The organism is Ruminococcus flavefaciens AE3010, from assembly GCF_000526795.1.
Classification (GTDB): Bacteria; Bacillota; Clostridia; order Oscillospirales; family Ruminococcaceae; genus Ruminococcus; species Ruminococcus flavefaciens_D.
On sequence record NZ_JAGT01000001.1, the window covers coordinates 3,365,442 to 3,390,991 of the forward strand.

Sequence of the window (25,550 nt, forward strand, 5' to 3'; positions counted from 1 at the left end):
ATGCAGCCTTATATTTTTTATCAGAAATCCTTTTCCATTTTTTCTACAGCGGCAATGACCTTGTCGCACCACAGGTCGAACTCCTCGTCGTCATTCTGATATTCGGGGTGAGCTAGTATGTACTCCACAGTGCGGCGGATACCCTCTTTTACGGAGACCTCTGCCTTGAAATCAGGCACCAGCGCCTTTACCTTGGAGTTGTCGAACACCACGGAATTAGCCTTGTCGCCGATAAGACTTCCCACGAAGTCATAATCGCTCATATCCGCAAGAGTGCGTGACGAAACATAGCAGGGCTTCAGCTCGGTACCGAGAGCGTCTGCGATAGCCTTGTATATCTCGTTCCAGCTGACGCTTTCGTCGGAGGTTATGTGGAATGCCTCGCCGATAGCCTTGGGATTGCCAATAAGTCCCACATAAGCCTTTGCGAAGTCGCTGTTGTGGGTGATAGTCCACAGGGAGCTTCCGTCGCCGTGGATAATGACGGGCTTGCCCTCCTTTATGCGCTTGACCACCTGCCAGCTGCCGCCCTTGCCGTGAACTCCGAGCGGTACGCTTCTCTCGTCGTAGGTATGACTTGGACGAACAATAGTAACAGGGAAGCCGTCTTTTTTGTAACGCTCCATGAGGTATTCCTCGCAGGCTTTTTTGTTGCGGGAGTACTCCCAGTAGGGATTGTCAAGGGGAGTATCCTCGGTTATGACATAGCCTGTCGGTGGCTTCTGATATGCAGAAGCGGAGCTGATGTATATGAACTGCTTGGTCTTGCCGCTGAACAGGCGGAAGTCCCGCTCCAGCTGCGACGGCACGAAGCCTATGAACTCGCCGACGCAGTCAAAGGACATACCCTCCAGTTTCTTTGCGGTCTCCTCCTCGTCAGAGATATCGGCGATGATAGTACGGACATTTTCAGGCAGGTCGGAGTTCCTGTTTCCGCGGTTCAGCAGCCAGAGCTCATGTCCCTGCTGAGCAAGGAGACGTGTTATCGCCATGCTGATAGTGCCCGTTCCGCCTATGAATAGTATTTTCATAGCAGCTACCTCAGAGACTTGCCCTTGCGGCTATCTTATATATCTCGGTGACGTCCTCAGCGGACAGTGCCACAAAGCCGCCTGTTCTGCCGCTGCCGATACCGAACTTATCAACGAGAGCAGGGATATCCTCTTCCTTAGCGCCCAGCTCTGCAAAGTTTATAGGCATACCGATACTGTGGAGGAAGCTTCTGAAACGGCGTATACCCTCGAGAGCAGTTGCTTCGGGATTTTCGTAATCCATCTGACAGCCAAATACTCTTGTCGCCATCTGACAGAAGCGCATAACATTGTGCTTGTATACGAACTCCATCCACGATGGCATGATAACTGCAAGACCAGCACCGTGAGCGCAGTCATACAGCGCGGAGAGCTCATGCTCGATGCCGTGGCTGTTCCAGTCCTGCTGACGTCCCACGCCGACGATATTATTGTGAGCCACCATTCCTGCCCACATTATATTGGCTCTTGCCTCATAGTTATCGGGGGCTGCGATAACACGGGGAGTTTCCTTGACCATTGTCAGCAGCACAGCCTCGCAGAGACGGTCGGTTATCTCCACTTCCTTGGTGTTGGTGAAGTATCTTTCAAAAACGTGCGCCATGATGTCCGTAGCACCGCAGGCTGTCTGATATGCAGGAAGAGTCTGTGTGAGTGCGGGATTGAGCACGGAGAATCTTGGTCTCAGTGCGTCAGAGCCTGCACCTCTTTTCAGCATGCCGTCCTCTTTGGTTATAACGGAGTCTCCCGAGCCCTCGCTGCCTGCGGCTGCGATAGTGAGGACAACGCCTACGGGCAGAGCCTTTTCGATATGACTGCCGCTGTAGAAGTCCCAGAAATCGCCGTCATAGGGCACACCTGCGGCAATAGCCTTGGCTGAGTCGATAGACGAGCCGCCGCCTACTGCGAGTATGAAGTCCACACCCTCGCTGCGGCAGAGGTCGATGCCCTTGTATACCAGAGTATCCCTTGGATTGGGCTGAACGCCGCCCAGCTCAACGAAGCTAACGCCGCTCCTGTTAAGAGAATCTCTTACTCTGCCCAGAAGCCCCGACCTTTCGGCTGAGCCGCCGCCGTAGTGGAGAAGCACCTTGCTTCCGCCGTATTTTTTCACGTATTCTCCACATTCGTTTTCCCTGTCTCTGCCGAAAACAAATTCGGTAGGACTGTAAAAGTTGAAATTATCCATTGTTTACCTCCCGTATAGATAGTATAGTTTTGCGAAACAGTTTTAATGTCATGATAATTATACCATAAACGGACAGCTCTTACAAGTAAGTTTTTGCTTAGTTATTAGGCAAAACTTGCAAAAATATTGTTTTTATGTTATAATTTGAGATATAATTTGTTGCGTTATAAGTAAAACGAAAGGAGAAGATCATGTCCGAGCATACAGCTAACGAACTAAGCGGATTCAGCCTTCTTGCTCCCGATAAAAGCGGCAGCTATCACAGGCTCAGCGATGATACAGCCAACGACCTGTCCGTAGATTTCATTGTTGAAAGCATTTCGCGCAATTCCACTGAGAAGCAGGTCATAAGCAGGCTACTTCTTGATATGCCCACAGATGAGAAGACGATCAGATACCGCAGGGAGGTCTACAGGGAGCTCAGAGACGATACGGAGCTCTGCGAAAAGCTTTACGATATATTTGAGGGTATGCGCTTTTTTACTCAGGACGGTCAGAAGCGCTTGGAAAAGGGCGCGACTATCTGGGAGCTCATCTCAAAGCTGAAATATCTTGAGAATTATATCAGCTCCGTCATTGAACTGAATAATGCCATTGAGGGGCGGGAGTTCACCTCGGAGGGAATGAAGAAATTCGCGGCATTCGTGGGGGATATCTACAATAACAGCGGCTTTGAGGAGCTTGCAAAGGATATCGAACTGATAAGCGAGGACGTCCGCCATGTGAGGAGCATAACTATCGGCGTGAACCTTGATGAGAATTTCTACCCTGCCGAGACAGGCATAATCGCTCTCAACAGGTTCTGGTTCGAGGAGCAGAGCATGCTGAAGCGCTTCCTGAAATACCACAGGAAGGATCATGTGAACGACGAGGACCTTATGGCTTTTTCAATGGAAATGCCGGAGGACAATATGAACGAAAGTCTCAATAAGTTTGAGAGGAAATACCGCGGAGCTGCAAGACAGCCCTCTGCGAATCCTCTTATGAACAACCTCAACAGCATTATCGAGCGCATGCTGCCCTCTACGACTGCAAAGCTCAGGCGCGTCCTCCACAAATATGTTGACGTGAGCGGCTATGCTCTTGCAGGACTTGCGGACGAGCTGCTGTTTTATCTCCGCTTCATCGAGCTTGAAAAGCAGCTTACAGCCTCGGGAGTACCCTGCTGCATGGGAGAGAGCTCTGACGGTGATACTGTACTCAGGGACTTCTACAACGTGAAGCTTGCCATTTGCCGCGGAAACGGAACTGTTGAAGAGGAGATAGTCTGCAACGACCTTGAATTCACGAGGGAAAAGACGGTCAATATACTCACAGGTCCCAACCGAGGCGGAAAGACCATATTCACTCAGGGCGTGGGACTGGCATTTTTCCTGTATCAGAGCGGAGTTTTTGTGCCTGCCGCTTCTGCAAGGATACGTATCTGTGACGGCATATACACTCATTTCCCGGTTGAGGAGGAGCGCACCGTGTCTCTGGGACGTCTTGGGGAGGAAGCGGAGCGATTCAACGAGATATGCAAAGTGGCAACAGGCAGCAGTCTGCTGCTGTTCAATGAGTCCTTTGCAACTACCAGCCACAGCGAGTCCGTGTATATAGCCGAGGACGTTCTGAGGTATCTGTGCTGTATAGGAGCGAGGACGTTCTTCAATACCCATATGCACGAGCTTGCCGAGGATACGGACAAATTCAGCAAGGCAGAGGGAGCAATATGCAAGGCTGTCAGCGTTGTCATGGAAAACGAGGGCGGCAAGCGGTCCTACAAGATAAGCTACAAGGCTCCCGACGGCAAGAGCTATGCCCATGAGATAGCCTATAAGTACGGCATAACCTTTGAGCAGCTCATGGATAACAGACCTTGATCAGTGAGTAGTTAGTAGTGAGTAGAAAGTAGAGAGTAGTAGGGGCGGATATTATCCGCCCGAAAGCTGTTAGCCCTTAGCCATTAGCCGTTAGCTCTGTAGGGGCGCTTTTCGAGCGCCCGTGTATGCCTGACAATTCGGTTATGACAAAAACATGTGTAGGGGCGGCGTTCCGCCGCCCGTGTATGACGTGTTACAAAATTATGATGATGTATCAATGCAATTGTGTAGGGGACGCCGCTCTCGGCGTCCCGTAAAAACACAATATGTAGGGGACGGCGTCCTCGACGTCCCATTAAGGGACGCCCTCTCTTGCAGGGCGTCCCTCTTAAAAAAACAGTCCACTGGACTGTTTTTTTAATTCACCCTTGCGGAGCGCCTTCGGAATATTTCGCTGTTCTCTGAAAGCTGTGAACAGCGACCAGAGGCGCCGCCTCTGGACTCTGCCAAAGGAACACAGTCCCTTTGGAATCCCGTTCATATGTTCAGCAAGTTATTTCGTAATTTTTAAAGGGCGTGGTTTTACCACGCCCTCGCTTTTATTCTCTTATCCTGTCCATGAAAAGGTCAAAGGCGCTTTTGCCCTCGTCCTTTGAGTCGAGGTCAACGTTCTTGGCGCTGCTCTTCCACTCGGAGCTGTCAGGCAGCAGGTAATACGCCTGATTGTGCTTCTCCCATTCGTGAGCCATATCCTCTGCAGTCCGCCAGCCCGTCATATCGGCGCTGTGAACAGGGTGAACATCAATGAGCGCCTGACATATTATGAAAAGGTCGGCTCTGTCCTCGATAAGATATGAGTCGTTGATGTGCCAGTTGTCAGGCTCATAGAGAGCACTGAACTGCCTTTCGTCGTATGTGAATTCATAATTCTGCCCGTTTCCGTCAACGTCGCGGAGCCCTATATCCTCAGCTGAGCTCAGCAGCGATTCTGATACGGTCGTCGGCTCTGTTACTGCTTCTGTTGTGGGAGCTGCCGTAGTCTCCACGGCGGTTGTTGCTTCTGTGGTTATTATGGCAGTCGTTTCCGCGGAGCTGACCTCATAGCTGTTGTTGTCGGAACAGCCCGTGAGTACAGCCGCAGCAAGAAGCGCTCCCGTAAATATTACGCTTGCTTTCATTTTATTTTTGCTGCATATCCCTGCAGCAGGCTGAGCAGTCTCCGCAGCAGCCCCCGCAGCCCTTGCCCTGTTTCTTGTTCCGTATGCAGACTGCCACAGCGGCAATGAATGCGGCTGCTATAACTGCAATAAGGATAATATCTATTGTATTCATCAGCCCACTCCTAACGCAATACATATAAGTCTGACTATAAGTGCGGCAGCCCATGCGATAACGCACTGCCATACCACTACTGTAAGCGCCCATTTTTTGCCCAGCTCTCTTTTGACTGCGGCTATTGCTGCAACGCAGGGTGTATACAGCAGTGAGAATACCAGCAGGGAAGCAGCAGAAAGTGATGACATGGAAGCTGATACGCCGCTGCTGTAGAGTATCTCCAGAGTGGATACCACGCTCTCCTTAGCCATGAAGCCGCTTACCAGAGAAACTATCACACGCCAGTCTCCCAGCCCTACGGGCTTCATTACGGGAGTGAACAGGCTTGCTATCTTGGCAAGGATACTGTCCTCAGCGTCGCTGACGATATTCAGCTTCAGGTCGAAGTTTTGCAGGAACCATACGCATATGGTGGCGATAAGTATAACCGTAAATGCTCTCTGTAAGAAGTCCTTTGCCTTTTCCCACAGGAGCTGAGCTACATTTCTTGCTCCCGGGAGACGGTAATTTGGAAGCTCCATAACAAAGGGGACAGCTTCGCCGCGGAAAAGGAAAGTTTTGTAGAAATATGCGGCAAGTATGCCTATTATTATACCGAGAAGATACAGTCCCACCATTATGAGACCGCCTTTTTTCGGGAAGAAAGCGTTTACGAAGAATGCATAAATGGGAAGCTTCGCGGTACAGCTCATGAACGGCGTCAGGAGTATGGTCATCTTTCGGTCACGCTCACTGGGGAGAGTTCTTGTTGCCATGACCGCAGGTACCGAGCAGCCGAAGCCTATGAGCATAGGCACTATGCTTCGTCCCGAAAGACCTATCTTACGCAGGAGCTTGTCCATGAAGAACGCAACTCTTGCGATGTAGCCGCTGTCTTCAAGCATTGACAGGAAGAAGAACAGGGTTACGATTATGGGCAGGAAGCTGAGAACGCTTCCCACACCTGCGAATATGCCGTCAATGATAAGGCTGTGGATAGTATCATTTACGTGAGCGTGTATGAGAGCCTTGTCCGTGACCTCTGTGAGTTTGTCTATGCCGCTTTCCATAAGTCCCTGCATCCATGCGCCTATGACGTTGAAGGTGAGCCAGAAGACCAGACCCATGATAAGGACAAAGGCGGGGATAGCCGTGTATTTTCCAGTGAGAACGCTGTCAATGCGGCGGCTGCGGATATGCTCCTTGCTCTCCGTAGGCTTTGTGACGGCTTCCTCGACCAGCTTCTGTATGAACGAGAAACGCATATCGGCAATAGCCGCACTTCTGTCCAGACCCCGCTCCTTTTCAAGCTGCATAACGATGTGGTCAAGCATTTCCTCCTCGTTCTTGTCAAGGGAAAGCTGAGAAATGATAAGGCTGTCGTTCTCGATTACCTTGCAGGCTGCAAAGCGCAGCGGCAGTCCCGCTGTTTCTACGTGGTCCTCTATGAGGTGGCATATACCGTGAATACAGCGGTGAACTGCACCGCCGTTCTTGGTTTTTCCGCAGAAGTCTGTCTCCACGGGGCGCTCCTGATACTTGGCAACGTGAACGGCGTGCTCCACAAGCTCCTCGATACCCTCATTTTTAGCAGCCGAAATAGGAACTACAGGAACGCCGAGGAGGTGCTCCATGCGGTTTACGTCGATACCGCCGCCGTTTGAGGAAAGCTCGTCCATCATATTCAGGGCAACGACCATGGGGATATTCATTTCGATGAGCTGCATGGTGAGGTAGAGATTTCGCTCGATATTTGTAACGTCAACGATATTGATTATAGCGTGGGGCTTTTCTTCGAGGACGAAATTTCTGGAAACGATCTCCTCGCTTGTGTATGGCGACATTGAGTAGATACCGGGAAGGTCTGTGATTATGGTGTCGGGGTGCTCCTTGATAGCTCCGTCCTTTCTGTCCACGGTAACACCGGGGAAGTTTCCAACGTGCTGCTTTGAGCCTGTGAGCCTGTTGAACAGGGTAGTCTTTCCGCAGTTCTGATTGCCTACAAGAGCGAATCTCAGCTTCGTACCCTCTGGGAGGGGATCGCCGTCTCCCTTGGCGTGGAACTTGCCGCCCTCACCGAGGCCCGGGTGGGCTATCTTTTTCTTCTCATTCTTTTTGACGCTGACGTCGCTTTTGCTGTCCACTGCGGTCACTACGATCTGCTCTGCGTCTGCAAGCCGCAGCGTAAGCTCATAGCCGTGGAGCCTCAGCTCCAAAGGGTCGCCCATAGGGGCGTATTTAACAAGGGTCAGTTCTGTTTCGGGGATTATACCCATATCCAGAAAATGCTGACGGAGCGCTCCGTCGCCGCCCAGCTTAACGACCTTGACGGTCTGACCGATCTTAGCTTCTCTTAACGTTGACATGATCTCACCTTTATCCATTTGTTAGTTTACTCAAATCAATTCTAACATATCATCAAATCGGCTGTCAATAAGAACACCGCAAAAACGCTAAGTTCTGCATTTTGAACAAAAAAGCTCCGTATAGACGGAGCTTTTACAGTTTATTTCTTCTTTATATTTGTCTCGCACTTGCTGCTTGGATACTTGCTCTCCATAGCCTTGTTGAGGTCGTCGAGAGTCTCAAAGCCCTCGAAGAGAACGTTGCCCTTAACGAATGCGTCGCCTGAAACTCCGAAGAAATTGAAGTACTCGGGCTTCTGGACATTGCTTGCAGGATAATCCTTATCCTTGTTATCGGGAGTAAGAACGTTTACGAAAGAAGTGAAGTAGTAGTACTCATAGGTATCCTTGTCAGTCTTTTTGTCGTCCTTCTTGTCGTCAGCCTTTGCGGTAGTTGTTGTAGTCTCGGACTTCTTGTCGTCCTTTGCTGTGGTAGTTGTTGTCTTTGCGTCCTCAGCCTTGGCAGCTTCCTCTGCCTTTGCAGCGGTAGTCTCAGCCTCGGCAGCTGCTTCTGTAGCGGCCTCTGTTTCAGCCTCGGTAGCTGCCTCAGTAGCCTTTTCCTCTTCCTTGTCGTCCTTGAAGCCCTCGGGCTTGTTGGTAGTTACCTTATATACAAAGCAGAGCGCGTTCTTGCCCCAGTAAGCGTTCTTATCCTTTGGAGTGTAGAGGTTAACGCCTACCAGCTCGATATCCTGGAGCTTTTTCTTCTCCCATGTCTTAACGAGCTTGTCGAACTCGCTGCGTGCGTACTTGTCCATTCTGTCGTAGGAAGCCTTCTCCACGTCGTCTATCTTTGAGATGTAGGACTGAACGCCGTCTACCTTGAATTCCTTTTCAAATAAAGTCGGCAGGTAGCCCTCCTCAAAGCACTCTTCCTTGATGTAATCAGTGTCACTGCTGCTGCTTCCGAATGTTACCTTTACCTTGTCTCCGTTGCTGAGACCTGATGACGGAGTCACCTTGAAGTAATTATAGCTTACAGGGAAGTCGCTGTCCACCTTTATCTTAGCGTATGCATCGGGACCTACACCCGAATATTCAAGAGTTATGTACTCAAACGGGTCGAACTCCTTAGCTTCTTCAAGATCTTTTACGATAATTGACTTATCCTCGACCTTGAGCTTGATCTTGTATTTCTTTTCAAGCTTCTCCACCTTGTCGTCGTCCCACTCAAATGTAATGGTATCGCCGTTTGAGAGCTGTTTGGTCTTGTCAAGTTCACCGCCGAGGTACTTCTGGAGCTTTGATGCGGCTCTTTCGATATCGTGATCGTCGTCCTCGTCCTTGATGCCGAATGCCTTGAGATTGTCCTTTACCATCTGCTCATAGTCAACTGTGAAGCTTGCTCTTGCAGCGGTATCCAGACCGTCGTACTTTACTTCAAGGTAATCGTTAGGGTCGATGGTAGCTCTTCCGCAGCTTACCAGAACAGCGGCAAGTGGCAGAACAGCCATTGCTTTCATAATGCTTTTCTTCATTTCTCATACCTCCATAAATACGGATTTTTAAATCCTTTAATATTATATCAAATAATAATAATGACGTCAATCGTCAATATATATTAATTTTTCGACAATGTACGGCGTTTTATTGAAAAGATTTCGGTGAAGCGTTCTGCGGACGATCAGCAGCAGTTGCTGATGTGAAATACAGGGCATGCAAAGGCTGCTGAAACGGTACTGCTCATATTTGCACAAAACGTTATATAACAAGCGCGAAATGTTATTGCATACTTCTGTACGTTCTGCTAAAATATAGTTGTAAAAAAGAAACCGCAAAGCCGAAACCGCATAATATAGCGGCATATAATGATCATATAACGGCATTTCAATGCCGTATCTGCACTGTAATGATCGTTATCGTCAGCACATTATGTTATTCGGCGTCAACACAAAATGAGAGGGAATCATATCATGAAGAAAAATTCTATCAAGCGCTGTGCGGCTGTTCTTGCAGCCTGCACCGTTATGGCAGCATCCGCACCTGCTGTCAGCGCACCTGCTATGGCTGCGGGAAATCTTATAAGCAATTCCACATTTGAGTCGGGCGTTTCGGGCTGGGGCACCTACAAGGAGAGCGGCGGAAAGTGCTCTCTCGGCACAAAGAATGGCCAGCTTGCTCTTACAGTATCAAATGTGGGCGAGGTAAACTACGCCGTACAGGTATACTACGACGTTGTACCGCTCTACAAGAACGGCGTTTACCGCTTGAAGTACGACATTTCATGTTCCACAGACCGTTTTATCGAGGGCATGATACAGATGAACGGCGGTGACTACAGAGCATACACATGGAAGGGCTTAAAGCTCACCTCCACACCTCAGTCGGTTGATTATGAGTTCACCATGGAAGACGATACAGATATCATGGCTAAGCTTGTATTCAACTGCGGTATACAGGAGAAGTACGAGGGGGCTCTTCCCGAGCATACTATATATATCGATAACGTATCACTTGAACTTGTTGACGACAGCAAGGTGGACTACGCTTCCAGCCGTCCCTATGCTCCGTCTATAAACATCGATCAGGTGGGCTACAGACCTGACAGTAGAAAGGTAGCTGTATTCCGCGATGTTACAAGCCAGACAGAGTTCAAGGTAGTGAACGCTGCCACAAAGGAAGCTGTTTACACAGGCAAGCTTGAAAACAAGACCGACAACAAGAGCGCAGACGAGACGAACTGGACAGGCGATTTCAGCTCCGTAAAGGAAGCAGGCAAGTACTACATCACCTGCGAGGGTCTGGACAACTCCTATACATTCGAGATAGGCGACAAGGTCTACTCAAACCTCATCGACGACAGCGTTAGAATGCTTTATTTACAGCGCTGCGGCGTCAAGGTAGAGGACAAGGACTTCGGTCACGATGCATGCCACACATCAATGGCAACAATCTACGGCACAAACGAAAAGATAGATGTAAGCGGCGGCTGGCACGACGCAGGCGACTACGGCAGATACGTAGTTCCCGCTGCAAAGGCTGTTGCAGACCTTATCTACGCTTACGATACAGCTCCCGAGCTCTTCGGCGACAACATCGGTATCCCCGAGAGCGGCAACGGTACTCCCGATATACTGGACGAGGCTCGCTTCGAGCTTGAATGGATGATGAAGATGCAGGCTGCTGACGGCGGCGCTTACCACAAGGTCTCCTGCAAGACCTTCCCCGGATATGTAGCTCCTACCAAGGAGACAGGAGAGCTCTTCGTAACTCCCGTTAGCTCCACAGCTACAGCTGATTTCTGTGCTTCAATGGCTCTCGCAGCCGAGTTCTACGAGAAGTACGACAAGGACTTCGCCAAGAAGTGCATGGACGCAGCAGAGAAGTCATGGGCATGGCTTGAAAAGAACAAAAATTACGTTCTCGTAAATCCCGAGGACATCGTTACAGGCGATTACGCTGACTTCACCAAGGACGACTCCGATGAGCGCTACTGGGCTGCTGCTCAGATGTACCGCGCAACAGGGGACGAGAAGTATCTTAGCGCTGTCAGCTCCGTAAAGACAGGTCTTGACTGGTCTGTTGTGGGAGACTACGGCAATATTGCCCTCCTTACCATGAAGAACGCAGACAAGAGCTCTACAGCATATCAGAAGGCTGCCGACGCTGTAACATCACAGGCAAAGAGCCTTCTCAGCACATCCAAGTCATCACCTTACGGCGTTGCTATCACAAAGTACGACTGGGGCAGCAACATGACTATCGCAAACAAAGGCATAATCATGGCACTTGCAAGCAAGCTCACAGGCGACAGCAGCTATACCGACGGCGCAAACGCACAGCTTGACTACCTCCTGGGCACAAACCCTGTGGCTACCTGCTTCGTAACAGGCTACGGCACAGTATCTCCCGAGCACCCGCACCACCGTCCGTCAATGGCAGCGGGCAAGGCTATGAAGGGCATGCTGGTCGGCGGTGTTGACCAGAGCCTTGAGGACAGCGCAGCAAAGGCTTACTGTCAGGATCAGCCCAGCGCAAAGCGCTACGTTGACAACTCCGAGAGCTATTCCACAAACGAGATAACTATCTACTGGAATTCTCCTCTTACATATCTCCTTTCTCTCACAGAAAAGACAGAGAGCTCACAGCCCGATGTGACAACAACTACCACAACTTCTACAACAACAACTACTACAACTACAACTGCAACTGATACTACCACAACTGCAACAAGCACAGCTACATCTTCCGAGACAACAGCAACTTCTACTACAACAGCTGTGACTACAGAGAGCACAACGACTACAACTCAGTCTGACAAGACCGTAACTCTTGCAGGCGATGCAAACTGCGACGGCGCAGTTGATATGTCAGACGTAGTCCTCATCATGCAGGCTCTTGCAAATCCGAACAAGTTCGATATCAACGGTACCGACGAGCACCGTATCACCGAGCAGGGCACTGTAAATGCAGATGTCAGCGAAAGAGGCAACGGCATGACAACAGCAGACGCTCTTGAAATACAGAGATATCTGCTCAATATAATCAGCAAGCTTTCATAATAATCATAATGATCACTTGGGAAACAGACAGCTTATGGCTGTCTGTTTTTTATTTCAGTGACAATTGTCACCCGAAAAGTTATAAATGTCATCTTGAAATCAGTCGGAAAATGTCATATAATATAATCACGGAATTAAACTCTAAGGGGAGTGAGATATATGGTAGTTCATTTTTATGAAGTCAGAAACTGTACATTTGAAGGCTATAAAGGCGATCCCGTACTCTTTGCGCCTGCTGATACCGACGATGATACCCTTATGAAGCGGGGCTTCAGGAGGAACAAGGAGGGGCGCTGGTTCAGACCTGTGAATATGGCGGAGTACAATTTTATATCATACTCTGCACAGTTCGGAGATGTTGCCATCAATGATGCAAATGCAGGGTACATTATGAATTTTAATGCGGCTTCACCCTATAATCAGAAGTATTACGGGGACAATACGGCAAATGTACTTTGTTTTGTGTCCATAGGACTTATGGCTTCCGCAGTGCCTGCCACGCTGCTGGCGACTGTGCTTGTGGGCGGAGCTTTCTTCATAGCGGCTATTATCCTGATGATAATTGTAAGGGTGAAGTATCCGTACAGCCAGTTCGGAAAGGTACTCTGCATAGTTTATATAGTTCTGTCCATACTGGTGATACTTCTTACTATAGCGGTCATGGTGCTTATTGCCATTATATGCAACCAGATGATGAACGACTGCGAATCCTGCTGTCATAGTATCCCCGGCTGATGATAAGGAGCTGATGAAGCGTGACTATACATATAGATACGAGCTATAAGCTCATACCGCCCTATGTGGTAATGATAGTTCTGTCCTGCGCACTTGGCATAGCTATGCAGTACATAATGAATACAAAGCGGGGCATTGAAAAGAGAACAGCAGGCTTTGTTGCGCTGCTCTCGCCATTCATGAGCCTGTTTTTCGGACTTCTGCTCACCTACGCAGCGTCAGGAGGCAAGGAGTTCGGCTTATCGTCTATGGGCGGACTTGCAGGCATGTACGGCAGTGTGCTCACTCTTGCGCTGATAATCGGCGACAGGGAGAAGTCGGTGGTAATGTTTGAGAACTGCACGCTGGTACTGCCGCTGATGTACAGCGTATCCAAGGTGGGCTGTTTTCTGGCGGGCTGCTGTCACGGCGTACCCTACAGCGGACCGTTCTGCGTGGAATATACAGGCAAGGTAACTGAGACAGGCAGCGTTTTTCCTGTTCAGCTCTCCGAGACAGTGGTATTCTTCCTGATATTTGCAGCAGGCATGCTGATGTTCGCAAAGGGCAGCAGATATGCTGTGAATATGGTCTTCATAGCTTCTGCGGCAGCAAAAGGACTTCTTGATTTTACGCGAGAGTCCCATATCGGCAAGCTCGTGTCCCTGAACCAGATACTGTGCTTTCTGATAATGGCAGTGTTTATAGTTTTCCTTATAATAAAAAGAAAAAAGCCGACCTGCGTCGGCATAAGAAAAGCGGAGCAATAAGCTCCGCTTTTTTATGTTTAAGCCTCTACATCGTAATGACCGTTTCTTAATCGCTCTTCAAAATCCTCCAGTGGGAGCGGCTTGTCGAACAGGAAGCCCTGAGCGTACATACATCGGTTATCCCTGAGCACCTTGACCTGATTCTGGGTCTCGACACCCTCTGCAACACATTCAAGACCCAGGTCATTTGCCATGGCAACAACGTGCTTGAAGGTCACAGCTCTTGTGGTGCTCGTATCGTCGTCAACAGGGAGGAAGCTCTTGTCTACCTTCAGGACGCTCCACGGAATGTCTCTGAGAAGATTGAGTGAAGAGAAGCCCATTCCGAAATCGTCGATAGAGGTGAATATGCCCTCCTTTTTAAGACCGCTTACTACACGCTTCAAGTCACGGAACTCCACGTCGGTGGTGGTTTCCGTAAGCTCTATTTCGATATATTCATGAGGTACATTGTAATTGTTTATGATCCCGATAATGTGTTCGAGGAGGTCAATGTCCATCATGTGCTTTCGTGAGAAGTTAACAGAGATACGCACAACATTGCTGCCCTCGTCCAGCCAGCGGCGTATATCACTGCACACTGTCTCCAGCATATAGAAGTCCAGCTGACAGATGTCGGTATTCTGCTCCAGTATTGGTATGAAATCTAAGGGCGGAACGATACTGCCGTCCTTTATCCAGCGGCAAAGAGCCTCTGCACCCACCAGCTTGCCTGTGGCGATATCGATCTTGGGCTGATAGAATACCTTGAATTCCTTGCGTTTCAGCGCCTGTGGGAAGAGCTTCTGGATATGCATGCGCTTTTCTCTGCCGACTTCCATTTTGTCATCAAAGAAAATAATGCTGTCCTTGCCGCCCAGCTTTGCAGTCTGACAGGCGGGAAGTATTCTGTCCATAATATCGCCCGGGGCGTCGCATCTGAAACCGTTAGGTATGCGGAAAACGCCTACGCTGGCTGACAGCAGGATGCGCTTGCCCGTACTGTTATCATAAATGACAGGAGTACCTTTGAGAACACTTAAGATCTCGTCAAGGAGACAGTCATCGAAGATACCTGTGAAATTATCTCCGCCTATTCGGCATATAATGCCCTTTTCGCCGACGATCTCCTTTAGTATCCTGATAAAGTTGTAAATAGCCACATCTCCTGCTTCTCTGCCAATATCGCGGTTAATGAGGGTCAGATGGCGGAGATTGAAATATACGGCTGCATTGCCGCCAAGAGCGTTCTTTTTATTGAGCATCTCGATATACCGCATGAATGAACGGACGTTTGGATAGCCCACATTGTCAAAGAATATGAATTTCTCGACTACGCCTTCCATTCTGTGACGGCTGATAAAGCTGAGGACAGCTCTCATTGCCGTACTGAGCTTTTCTTCTTCTTCGGTGTCAAGAGGATCTTCATCGGGCTCTCTGTAAGCAGATGTATTGATGACTACCGCTGACTTTGCAACTACACGCTCGGTTCGGTACAATACGCCTTTTTTGCCGTTATCATAGCCTACCTTGATATCGCCGATGCCTTTTTTCTCGTCATCTCCATTGAGGTAAAACTCCGATGTGACCTTAGTCAGTTTGAAGAATACGCATAGCTTGGCAACAGACGCTATTATTTCGTCTTCGTTGTAGACTGCACCCTTGGTCATGTTGCTTATCAGCTCTTCAAACAATCTATAAAATTCAAAAGCTCTTTCATTAGTCATAACAATCTCTCCATTTTACGTATGGATTCCCCTATTATTAAATACATTATAACATAAATCAACAGCTAATTCAAGTGAATTTTGAAGTTTTGCACAGATAGTTTGAAAATTCTTTTTAGATTAAAGTACATATTTAACGAGAAGCATACTGCGGCAAAGCCTGTTGTCGGATATTAAGCATTTGGCATTGATTTTTGCGGCAATATATGTTAGTATAATAGAATATAACAGGAAAAGAGGTACCATATGATACAGGATATAGGAGAAAACGTTTTCAGGAACGAATTTGCGCTGCGCAGGGAGCCTGCGGCTTCCGACAGGGTAATAGTATACAGGGAAGGCGAAATGGCGTGCAGTGTTGAAAACAATGCCATTGCCTTTCCGCAGGTTAGGGAGCTCCCCGAGACGTATGCGGAAAAGCTGATATATCTTTTTGAGGTGGAGGGAGAAGCCTTCTTTCTGCTGCTGACAGACAGCGGTGAAGGTCCTGAGCTCCCCGAAAAGTACACATTCGGCAGTATCAGGAAGATACGCAGCACCGACCCGCAGCCGCAGAAGTATCTGTTTGCGGCAGTTACTGCACATCATCTTGCGGAGTGGTATATCGGCAGCCGTTTCTGCGGACGCTGCGGCGCGGAAAATAGTCACGACAGCAGCGAGAGAGCCATGGTCTGCCCGAAATGCGGCAAAAAGTTCTACCCGAGGATTGACCCTGCGGTGATAGTGGGAGTGGTCAGCGGCGATAAGCTGCTCATAACCCGCTACAGAACAGGCTTTGCCCACAATGCGCTGGTGGCAGGCTTTACGGAGATAGGAGAGTCCTTTGAAGCAACGGTCTCCCGTGAGGTCATGGAGGAAACAGGCATAAAAGTAAAGAATATCCGCTATTACAAGTCTCAGCCGTGGGGCATTGCCGCCAATATCCTTGCAGGCTTTTTCTGTGAGGCTGACGGTGACAGTACCATACATATGGACGAAAACGAGCTGAAATACGCAGAATGGCTCGGCAGGGAGGAGATAGTGCTCCAGCCCTACGACCACAGCCTTACCAATGAGATGATGAAGCTTTTCAAGAGCAAGGGACGTGGAGTGCTCGGCAAGTAGCTTTTGCAATATTCACATAAATTTAACTGGACATATAAAAACTTATGTGATATAATTAGTATAGGATATCAATAGAGTATCCTTGCACCTAAAAAACTGCCTGTTCGGCTGAAAGGAGAAATTATGGATTATCAGGAATTTGTGGATCATATCGAACCAATGACATGTGTAATATCCGTGGAAAAGTTCTCGGACGGCAGTTATGGCAATATTCGCCTTGTGGCAGGCAATAAGGCGTATGTTGATTCTATAGAGAATCCTGACAATGTTTCTTCAAATCAGATGCTGAATAACAAGTTCGTACCGAATTCTCCTTATGAAAACTATATTCCCAAGGATCTGAACTTTGAAGCGGCTATCTACAGCTGCGCCTTAATGAAGAAGCCTTTCCATACCTATATACACCCCGAGAGGTACAGCTTCTGGATAGATATGTATATGATGCCCCTTGCGTCACCTGACCCCAATGTGGGCTACTGCACATACACTCAGGAGTTCACCATGGAGAAGAACAGCGAGCGCATGTCAAATATCTCGGCGGATATATCATCTGCGGTGTTAAAGACCAGTCTAAAGCTGAAAGGCGCAAAGGATTTCGCCAATACTATGGACGAGGTGCTCTCGGATATACGTGAGATATGCAGCGCTGACCGCTGCTGTATCCTGCTTACGGACTATAAGGAGAGAAAATGCTCCGTGCTCTGTCAGAGTATTGCTCCCGAGCTTGATATAATACCTATGGAGGAGCATATCGCCAATGATTTTGACGACTTCTTCGATGTTGTGGATACATGGCAGGGCACTATTGCAGGCAGCACCTGCCTTATCATAAAGAATGAAAGCGACATGAACGTGCTGAAGGAGCGCAATCCTCTTTGGCATACTTCTCTTAAAAAAGCCGATGTTGACAGTCTCGTCCTGTTCCCGCTGGAGTATAATGACGAGATACTGGGCTATATATGGGCAGTTAACTTCAATACCGAGAACGCCACCAACATAAAAGAGGTGCTTGAGCTCACCACACATCTGATAGCCTCCGAAATAGCCAATTATCAGCTTGTGGACAGGCTCAGGATAATGGGCACTGTGGATATGCTCACGGGAGTCTATAACCGTAATGCCATGAATAACCGCGTTGACTGGTTCGTACGGAGCAGCGATAAAAAGCCCGAGACCTTCGGTATTATATTTGCAGACCTCAACGGTCTGAAGCAGAAGAACGACAACGAGGGACACGGAGCAGGGGACAGGCTTCTGAAAGCAGCGGCTGCCGTCCTTGAGGACGTGTTCTATGACGGCGAGATATACCGTGCAGGCGGAGACGAGTTCATGATAATCGACTGCGAGGCAGAAGAATCCGACCTTGAAGCCCGTGTGGAAAAGCTGCGGAGAGATTCTGAGGATCCCGAGAATATCAGCTTTGCACTTGGCTGCTACTTCGACAGCGGAGAGGGCGACATACGCAAAGCCATGCGTGCTGCCGACGAGCGTATGTACAAGGACAAGGAACGCTATTATGCACTGTTCCCCGACAGAAAGAGAAAATAATAAAAAGCTCCTCGTAAGAGGAGCTTTTTGGCAATATAGCTTCTTTTTGTGCAAAACAGACAAGGACAGGCGTTCAATTTCGGCATAATTGCAGATTGAACCGTATCCGCTCTTGTGTTAAAATTAAATTAGCGTTAATTTTGAAAAGTTTTTAAGCAAAGGAGGGATACCGATGCCACTTCCACTTATTATTGCTGTCATTGCAGCTGTAATTGTCATCACTGCACTTACTTTTGTTATTACGAAGAAGAAAAAACAGACAGACGACCTGTACTTCAGCGAGCAGCTCAGACGCTCGGAGGAGAGACAGGCTCAGCTTGCAGAGCAGGAGCGTCAGAGACGCATGATGCAGCGTGAGCGTGCAAGCAGAGGCTGATCTGCACGGGAGGTTAGAATATGGGATTGTTTTCAAAGCTTCTCGGCGAAAATTCAGAGCTGGGCGGGCTTATCAAGGACGTAGCCAATGCCATCAAGCAGGAATCTGTAAATCTGCATGAGAGCGAAAAAGAAACTGCCGAGACCACCTATGATGCGGCAGAAGCTGCTGCTCAGCCTGAACCCGAGACTGAGATCGGCCCATCGGGCTTTTCGTGGGGACCCTTTATGCCCCATGAGGAAAACCAGTATAACTACAACGGCTCGTATATCGAGTATTTCAATGACGTATTTGAACGTGAGTTCCCGTCCTACAGTATAAGCTTTGAGCAGACAAACGGCGGAAGGACTACCGTATTCACTTTCACGGACAGCGGCAGAACGGCGCTTATGGTAGAGCTCCTGTCAAGGAAGAGCTCCGCATACAAGCTCCGCAGCGACTGTGCAAAGCAGGGTATCCCGTATCTGCGTTATTACTACGATTATGAGGGCTGGTGGAACACCAGAGAGTACGTCAAGCAGCGTACAAGAAAAGCCCTTGAGGGCTGATAAAACTGAAAAAACAGAAAGAGAACGCCATGCGCCTGCGGCGGATCAGGCACAGCTCAGCATAGGGCTTCGCAGGCAGCCGAGCTGTGTACGGTCTGGTACTTCCAAGAATTTTCTTGGCTTTAACGTTTTCTCTTTCTGTTTTTCTTTTTGAAAGGGTGGGGGATATGTCAATGCTTGACAGGCTCTCGCAGCGTGACTGCTGGGAGAGCTTTTATAAATACAAGGCGTCGCTTACCGGCAGCTTCGCTTTCTGCCGAGAGCTCCGCAGCTTTATCGACAGCGGCGGGTATATACCGGTATGTGAAGCTATATACAGCGGGAAAGACTTTCCGCTGCCGCGGCGCTCGGTCATAAGCAAGCTGGACACGACAAAAAAGCGTGTTGTTTACACCTATCCGCAGGCCGAAAATATGGTGATGAAGCTGCTGACCTATCTGCTGCTGAGGAAATACGACGGGCTTTTCAGCGCAGGGCTTTACTCATTCCGTCCCAACAGGACAGCAAAGGACGCAGTTCGCCGTCTGACGGGGACTCCACGTATCAGCGAGATGTACTCCTACAAGGCGGATATAAGCAACTACTTCAATTCAGTTCCCGTTGAGAAGCTCCTGCCCATGCTGCAAGAAGCTCTGGCAGACGACAGCAGGCTGTATGAGTTTTTAAGCAGCCTGCTCACAGAGCCCCATGTGCTTGAGGCTGATAAGGTCATCACCGAGGAAAAGGGCATAATGGCAGGCACTCCGCTGTCGGCATTTTACGCGAACCTCTACCTCCGTGTGCTGGACAGCCGGTTCGCCGAGAGAAATATCCCATACGGAAGATATTCCGACGATATCATACTGTTTGCCCCTACAAAAGAGGAGTGCATGGGATATGCAGAGCATATCCGCAGCTTTCTTGCTGAGCAGGGCTTGTCCCTGAATCCCGACAAGGAGTGCTTCGGCGCTCCCCATGAGGGCTGGACATTTCTCGGCTTCGTATTCAAGGGCGGTACTATCGACATCGCTCCTGCTTCCGTGGAGAAGATGAAGCAGAAAATGCGCCGCAAGACCCGTGCCCTGCAGCGCTGGAAGCAGAGAAACGAAATGGGCGGCGAAAAGGCTGCGGCGGCTTTCATACGTGTCTTCAACAGGAAGCTTTTTGAGTGTACGGAGGACAGCGACCTTACGTGGAGCAAGTGGTTTTTCTCCGTGATAAACACGGACGTAAGCCTGAAAGTCATAGACCATTATGCACAGGACTGCGTGCGGTATCTTGTCAGCGGCAAACGCACCAAGCAGCGCTTCAATGTCAGGTATGAGGATATACAGCGCTTAGGACTCAGAAGCCTTGTCCATGAGTATTATTCGGAACAGTTGTAAATATAAATGGCTGCCTGTGGCAGCCATTATTTTTATAGCTTTGGACATACGGCAGTCACTTTCATGAAGCCGTTTTCTGTATCTGCGAATATATCGCCGTTCATGCCGTTCATAAGCTTACGGCAGATATAAAGTCCCAGACCGCTGCCCTGCTGAGAGCCTGTATTGGAGCCCCGCCAGAAGCTGTCGAATATATGTGGAAGCTCCGTATCCGCAAGGGTGCAGCCGCTGTTTGAAACGGTTATAAGGCGGCAGTTCTCCTCGTCGGAGAAGCTTATGGAGATGCTCCTGCCGTCGCCGTACTTTATGGCGTTTTCGATGATATTCTGGAGCACCTCTTCAAGACGGTCGGGGTCTCCCGATAAAAGGCAGTTGCTGTATTCTTCAACGGTGAATTCAGTCTTCAGCACCGAGAGCTTGTCCCTGTAGTAGTCGGAGATATTACCGATAACGTCTGAAAGATAGAAGTCGGTGTTGTTGAACTCAAATGTGAGGACGTCGCTGTTGAGCTCGCCTATCATCTCTGCCACATAGCCCTCTATCTCGTCGGCCTTGGAGTTGATACTTTCGGCGGCTTCACGCTGTTTTCCCGCATCGGGGTACAGCCCTTTGGACAGTGCCTTTGAGTAGAGCTTCACCGCCGACAGTGGAGTTTTTATATCATGGGACAGGGACAGCAGGAGAGTTTTTTCCTTTTTGGCGCGTTCAAGGTCTTTCTGCCGTGCCTGTTCAAGCTCCTCTCTGAGCATATCAAGTCCCCATGTGAGCTTACCGAAGTACTTGCCCTTGTTCTCCTTTACGGGAGCTGCCAGCTTACCCTTTGCAAGCTCATAGGGCAGGTCGCTGACCTTGGTGAAGGGCTTTACGATATTGCGGCGGATATAAAGCAGCACGCCTATAAGGAAAAGGCAGAGCCCTATTGTACAGACGTTGACTGCTATGGGCAGCGCTGAGTTGTTTACCACTTTGAGGTCACTGTATTCTATACGGTATGAAGTACCGTTAATGCTGCGTATGACGTACTCATTGCCGCTGAGCCAGAAGTCCTCGCTGCCGTCGTATTCGTAAATGCCGAGTATATTTGGATAGTCGGCTGCGGTGACCTTTTTTCCGTCAGCCAGCTCATGCTCGATACGGTTCAGCTCCACCTTGTAAAGGGGCTGAGTCTGTTCGGGAGCTTTCGTCATTATCAGGTTCAAGGCGACGATAACAGCAGCCATGGCTATTATTATCCCTGCGATAAGCTTGTCGAATCTCTGCATATCAGCTCTCCCAGCGGTAGCCCTTGCCCCACACGGTCAGTATCCTTGCGGGATTTTTCGGGTCGTCCTCTATTTTTTGTCTCAGCCATTTGATATGCACCGTGAGGGTCTGCTGCTCGGACTCGCTGTCAGAGCCCCATATCCTGTTGAATATGAAGTCCTTGCCTAAAGTCTGCCCCTTGTTTTCGATAAGGAGACGGAGCAGCTCGAACTCCTTTGCGGTTATGGCGACGGGCTCTCTGTTTTTGGATACGGTCTCTTCAGCTAAGTTCAGTGTGATATCGCCGTCGGTGAGGACGTCAAGAGCAAGCCTGCGCTTGAATATGCCCTTTATCTTGGCAATGAGGATATCTATGTCGTAGGGCTTTTCTATGTAGTCGTCAGCTCCGAGGAGTATGCCGTTGAGCTTGTCCTCCTTGTCAACTCTTGCGGTAAGGATAATGATAGGGATATTGTCCTGCTCACGTATCCTTTTGCATACCGCAAAGCCGTCAAGCCCGGGCAGGTTTATATCAAGCAGGACAAGCCTTGCCCCGTATTTTTCATACAGGGACAAGGCTTTTTCAGCAGTTTCGGCAACGCTTACCGTATAGCTTTCAGAGCGGAGAAAATCACAGAGGAGTCCTCTGAGCTCCGCGTTATCTTCAACGATAAGTATATCAGTCATATTACCAACCCATTTCCAGAAGCCAGTTATTCAGTCCGCGTTCGCGGTCGCGGAGGGGAAGCTTTCTGTTAATATTATACTCTCCATTTATATTTCCGTCAACTATAAAGAGTACGCGGGAGCATTTTGCGGCTACCTTTGCGTCGTGAGTTACCAGCATAACTGTTGTGCCCTCGTCGTTGAGCTTTGTGAGCTCCTCCATTACCTCGTCAGAGGAGGTGCGGTTGAGAGCGCCTGTGGGCTCGTCGGCGAATATCATACGGGGCTTGTTTATCATGCTTCTGCAAATGCATGCACGCTGGAGCTGTCCCCCTGACACCTCGTTGATATCGTTGTCGGAAATGTCGATGATACCCAGCTTGCGCATAAGGTCCTGACCCCGCTTCATTGTCTCGCTTCTTGACTCCTTTACCTTGTCTGATTTGACAGCGGGGAGTATGATATTGTCCAGTACGGACAGATTCTTCATCATGTACATCTGCTGGAAGATAAAGCCCATATCGTCAAGTCGCATTTTTGCAAGCTCGTTTTCCTTGAGCTTTGAGAGCTCCTTTCCGCAGAACTTCACATCGCCTGCGGTCATTTTGTCCATGCCCGAGACTGTATACAGCAGAGTTGACTTGCCTGAGCCCGAGGGACCCATGATGGCTACCATTTCTCCCTCGTTCACTCTGAAGTTCACGTTGCGGAGCACGTTGTTCTGTCTTTTGTTTATGATATATGTCTTGCAGAGGTCATTTACCTCAAGAATTGTATTTGTACTCATATCCATTCTCCTTTATCCTATATCGGCTGTGTCGGAAGCCTTTATCTTTTTCATGTAGAGAGCTGTAAGTGCTGCTCCCAGCACTGTAGCGGCTATAACTACTATTGGGTATATAACGCATACCTCAATGGGCTTGATGTTGTAGTCAACGCCGTTGATAGCACCTGTGATGCCGAAAACGGGATCGATGCAGAGCTTTGTGAAAGGTGTGCCAAGTGCAATGGCTATTACGGAAGCTATGACCGCAACTATTGCAAAGCGCAGAGTGTGCTGAGCGATGACTGAGCCTGTCTTGAAGCCCATAGCCTTCATCAGGGCTATCTCAGACTTTTCCTTTGATATGAACGAGCGCTCCATAAGTACTGATATCATAATGACTATCACTGCCGTGATGAGCAGCACCATAAGCTTTACGCCGTTGATAGTGTCCTTTATGCCTTCACCGATACAAGTCATTACATAGCCGTCGGTGTCCTCAACGTGCTTGGTGTTGAAGATGTCTTTCATTTTTTCGATACGCTCCTCAATAACAGACTGCTCGGGAGAGTCATCGAAATCTATCTGAAATCCCATTACCTGTTTTATAAGCTCATCTGGTATGTCAGTTGCTTCACTAAATCTTCCCGATTCGCCCATCTGCATCATGCTCTGGAAAAGTGCCGAAACTATGTAATAATCGGTCTTGTTTCCGAGAGTGAGCTTTACCTTGTCGCCAACGCCTACCCCAAGCTTTTCAGCGACCTGTATGGTGAGAGCTACTTCGTTTGCGTATTTCGGTGCATAGCCCTCGCTGTAGGTATAATCCGAAGCCTTTGTGTCCCTGCAGTAATTGAATATAGGCGAAGCCTTTTTGCCGTTTGCTTCAATTGTGGGGAACAGCAGAGCCTCAGAGTATACCTTGCCCGACATACCGTTTTCAGCCAGCTTTTTCTCAATATCTGCGTTTACTTCCTTGTAGGTCTCTTCGCCTGTCTCTACCTTGGTTATCATATCAACATCTGTGATGTAGGCGTCGCTCTTTGTAGCGCATAACAGGGGAAGGAGTTTTTCACTGGAAAGTGTGTTTGCTGTATTTGCAAGGCTTATTATAAGCAGCAGACATACCGAGAAGATAACTGTCATAATGCCGAACTGCCTGGGACTGCTGAAAATATCATTGAATGCAAGGAAGCCTGTTGCACCCAGCTTGCTTTTTCCGAGATGCATAAGCCCTTTTTTCTTGAATCTCTCACCTGTCTGACCGCTTCTTACTGCGTCGATGGGGGAGAGCTTCTTTATCCTGCGTGTACATCTATGGCAGAAGAGCATGATGATGAGGACTACGGATATGCTGCACAGTACATTTATCAGTATCATATTGTCGTTTCCAAGCACCATATTTTCGCTTACAGACTTTAAAAGGGCATTTCCGAAAGGGATACTGAGGATAAAGCCGATAACTGCTCCGATGATCGAGATACCAAGATATTTCACAAGGTAAAGTCCGCGGACGGAGCTGTTTTTCAGTCCCAGAGCCTTCATGACGCCTATCTCGCGGAATTCCTCGTTGATAGTGAAGCTTATGGTAAATCTCAGTACAACGAATGAAACAAGTATGAGACATACGCTTACTATGAGGAGGAGCGCTGCTACGAGGCTGTTCATGAAATAGCTTGTCCTTATAAGACTAAGGGGCTTATTGAAAATAGTGTTTGGAGCGTCTGAAAGGTCGGATTCAAGAGTTTTACTGTCATAGCCGTTGATGTAGAAGATAACGGATATATCGTTTTTCGCAGCCTTTTCGTCAGCCATGAATTTTTCATAGTCTGCATGGCTTATTATCATACGTGGATTGTTGAACATTTCCGAGCCGAGGAAGGCGTCCTTGCCTAATCCCGCATAAGTAAATGTGAGCTCGGTATCCTCGATCTTTGCCTTAACTTTGTCACCTATCTCAATATCTGATTTCGTAACGAGACTTCCCGTGAAGTAGACCTGTCCCTCGGGGACGTCTGTTATTACCTCGTTGTCCTTGTCAAAGTAATTGAGCTGAGCGTTTTCAATGTCAAGGACGATAATGCTGTTGCCTATTTCCGCAAGCTTTTTGCCGTTTTGCGTAAGAGCCTTGTCATTTAGGAACATCAGCTCCTCTCTGCGGTATTCCTTGACGTTGGAGTTCTTTGTAAGAAATTCCTCTGTCTCTGTGCCGTCATTACCCAAGGAAGTGATAATAAAGTGTTCGGTAATATTGGCTTTCTCGAAGAAATAATCGAGACCGCCCATGACGGTGATGATGTTGTTTACGCTGCTTGCCGCGAACATGGTGGCAAGTATCACGAACAGCAGAAGTATGATGTTCATGGTCTTTTTTCGTTTAAGGTCTTTTTTCAGTATTCTCAGATACATATTGATCCCTCGCTTTCTGTGATTATATATTAGCATGGGAATTATTAAATAATCCTTAAATCCGTTTCGGAGTATAGTATATCGCTAAAAACGGGAT

General features: G+C 48.7%; 20 protein-coding genes. 9 read left to right on the top strand and 11 right to left on the bottom strand.

Annotation, left to right across the window (positions count from 1 at the left end):
- Nucleotides 1-20: 20 nt before the first annotated feature.
- The gene (locus N774_RS0114860) at nucleotides 21-1,031 is read right to left on the bottom strand and encodes an SDR family oxidoreductase (protein WP_024861995.1); all 1,011 of its coding nucleotides are present in this window, start codon (nucleotides 1,029-1,031) and stop codon (nucleotides 21-23) included.
- A 10-nt stretch (nucleotides 1,032-1,041) separates the two neighbouring features.
- Entirely contained in the window at nucleotides 1,042-2,220 is a 1,179-nt protein-coding gene (locus N774_RS0114865) for an iron-containing alcohol dehydrogenase (RefSeq protein WP_024861996.1), read from the bottom strand.
- 191 nt (nucleotides 2,221-2,411) lie between these two features.
- Between N774_RS0114865 and N774_RS0114870 the strand changes: the two genes are divergently transcribed.
- A complete protein-coding gene (locus tag N774_RS0114870; protein ID WP_024861997.1) occupies nucleotides 2,412-4,082 on the top strand; it encodes a MutS-related protein in 1,671 nt (556 codons plus the stop codon).
- Between the two features lie 539 nt (nucleotides 4,083-4,621).
- Here N774_RS0114870 and N774_RS0114875 read toward each other — a convergent pair.
- The 4 genes from N774_RS0114875 to N774_RS0114890 all read right to left on the bottom strand — a co-directional run bounded on the left by N774_RS0114875 (nucleotide 4,622) and on the right by N774_RS0114890 (nucleotide 9,219).
- Entirely contained in the window at nucleotides 4,622-5,200 is a 579-nt protein-coding gene (locus N774_RS0114875) for a hypothetical protein (RefSeq protein WP_024861998.1), read from the bottom strand.
- A 1-nt stretch (nucleotide 5,201) separates the two neighbouring features.
- A complete protein-coding gene (locus N774_RS19290) occupies nucleotides 5,202-5,354 on the bottom strand; it encodes a FeoB-associated Cys-rich membrane protein (RefSeq protein ID WP_155250417.1) in 153 nt (50 codons plus the stop codon).
- Entirely contained in the window at nucleotides 5,354-7,702 is a 2,349-nt protein-coding gene (gene feoB / locus N774_RS0114885) for a ferrous iron transport protein B (protein ID WP_024861999.1), read from the bottom strand. The genes N774_RS19290 and feoB overlap by 1 nt, the downstream gene beginning before the upstream one ends.
- A 140-nt stretch (nucleotides 7,703-7,842) precedes the next feature.
- Nucleotides 7,843-9,219 (bottom strand): hypothetical protein, encoded by a 1,377-nt coding sequence (locus N774_RS0114890; RefSeq protein ID WP_024862000.1) that lies wholly within the window; start codon nucleotides 9,217-9,219, stop codon nucleotides 7,843-7,845.
- A gap of 435 nt (nucleotides 9,220-9,654) precedes the next feature.
- Between N774_RS0114890 and N774_RS0114895 the strand changes: the two genes are divergently transcribed.
- The 3 genes from N774_RS0114895 to N774_RS0114905 all read left to right on the top strand — a co-directional run bounded on the left by N774_RS0114895 (nucleotide 9,655) and on the right by N774_RS0114905 (nucleotide 13,727).
- Nucleotides 9,655-12,243: a glycoside hydrolase family 9 protein gene (locus tag N774_RS0114895; protein WP_024862001.1), complete on the top strand. Its 2,589-nt coding sequence runs from the start codon at nucleotides 9,655-9,657 to the stop codon at nucleotides 12,241-12,243.
- Between the two features lie 159 nt (nucleotides 12,244-12,402).
- Entirely contained in the window at nucleotides 12,403-12,978 is a 576-nt protein-coding gene (locus N774_RS0114900; RefSeq protein ID WP_024862002.1) for a hypothetical protein, read from the top strand.
- A 20-nt stretch (nucleotides 12,979-12,998) separates the two neighbouring features.
- Nucleotides 12,999-13,727 carry a prolipoprotein diacylglyceryl transferase family protein gene (locus N774_RS0114905; protein WP_024862003.1) on the top strand — a complete coding sequence of 243 codons (729 nt, stop codon included), beginning with the start codon at nucleotides 12,999-13,001 and terminating at the stop codon, nucleotides 13,725-13,727.
- A 17-nt stretch (nucleotides 13,728-13,744) separates the two neighbouring features.
- Here N774_RS0114905 and N774_RS17650 read toward each other — a convergent pair whose 3' ends face one another.
- Complete coding sequence (locus N774_RS17650) at nucleotides 13,745-15,433, bottom strand: putative bifunctional diguanylate cyclase/phosphodiesterase (RefSeq protein WP_024862004.1); 1,689 nt, start codon at nucleotides 15,431-15,433, stop codon at nucleotides 13,745-13,747.
- A gap of 246 nt (nucleotides 15,434-15,679) precedes the next feature.
- Between N774_RS17650 and nudC the strand changes: the two genes are divergently transcribed.
- The 5 genes from nudC (at nucleotide 15,680) to N774_RS0114935 (ending at nucleotide 20,373) form a co-directional block, all read left to right on the top strand.
- Nucleotides 15,680-16,537: an NAD(+) diphosphatase gene (nudC, locus tag N774_RS0114915; protein ID WP_024862005.1), complete on the top strand. Its 858-nt coding sequence runs from the start codon at nucleotides 15,680-15,682 to the stop codon at nucleotides 16,535-16,537.
- A 123-nt stretch (nucleotides 16,538-16,660) separates the two neighbouring features.
- Nucleotides 16,661-18,085, top strand: coding sequence for a sensor domain-containing diguanylate cyclase (locus tag N774_RS0114920; RefSeq protein WP_024862006.1), 1,425 nt, complete (start codon nucleotides 16,661-16,663; stop codon nucleotides 18,083-18,085).
- Nucleotides 18,086-18,257: 172 nt separating this feature from the next.
- On the top strand, nucleotides 18,258-18,461 hold the full coding sequence (locus N774_RS0114925; RefSeq protein ID WP_024862007.1) for a hypothetical protein: 204 nt from the start codon (nucleotides 18,258-18,260) through the stop codon (nucleotides 18,459-18,461).
- Between the two features lie 20 nt (nucleotides 18,462-18,481).
- Nucleotides 18,482-19,009: a hypothetical protein gene (locus N774_RS0114930; protein WP_024862008.1), complete on the top strand. Its 528-nt coding sequence runs from the start codon at nucleotides 18,482-18,484 to the stop codon at nucleotides 19,007-19,009.
- 167 nt (nucleotides 19,010-19,176) lie between these two features.
- The gene (locus N774_RS0114935; RefSeq protein WP_080770521.1) at nucleotides 19,177-20,373 is read left to right on the top strand and encodes a reverse transcriptase/maturase family protein; all 1,197 of its coding nucleotides are present in this window, start codon (nucleotides 19,177-19,179) and stop codon (nucleotides 20,371-20,373) included.
- Between the two features lie 32 nt (nucleotides 20,374-20,405).
- Here N774_RS0114935 and N774_RS0114940 read toward each other — a convergent pair whose 3' ends face one another.
- From N774_RS0114940 to N774_RS0114955, 4 genes are read right to left on the bottom strand one after another with little or no spacing between them, the layout of a single operon-like run.
- On the bottom strand, nucleotides 20,406-21,635 hold the full coding sequence (locus N774_RS0114940; protein WP_024862010.1) for a sensor histidine kinase: 1,230 nt from the start codon (nucleotides 21,633-21,635) through the stop codon (nucleotides 20,406-20,408).
- Nucleotide 21,636: 1 nt separating this feature from the next.
- Nucleotides 21,637-22,302 carry a response regulator transcription factor gene (locus N774_RS0114945; RefSeq protein WP_024862011.1) on the bottom strand — a complete coding sequence of 222 codons (666 nt, stop codon included), beginning with the start codon at nucleotides 22,300-22,302 and terminating at the stop codon, nucleotides 21,637-21,639.
- Between the two features lies 1 nt (nucleotide 22,303).
- Entirely contained in the window at nucleotides 22,304-23,068 is a 765-nt protein-coding gene (locus N774_RS0114950) for an ABC transporter ATP-binding protein (protein WP_024862012.1), read from the bottom strand.
- 12 nt (nucleotides 23,069-23,080) lie between these two features.
- Nucleotides 23,081-25,453, bottom strand: coding sequence for an ABC transporter permease (locus N774_RS0114955; RefSeq protein WP_024862013.1), 2,373 nt, complete (start codon nucleotides 25,451-25,453; stop codon nucleotides 23,081-23,083).
- Between the last annotated feature and the right edge of the window lie 97 nt (nucleotides 25,454-25,550).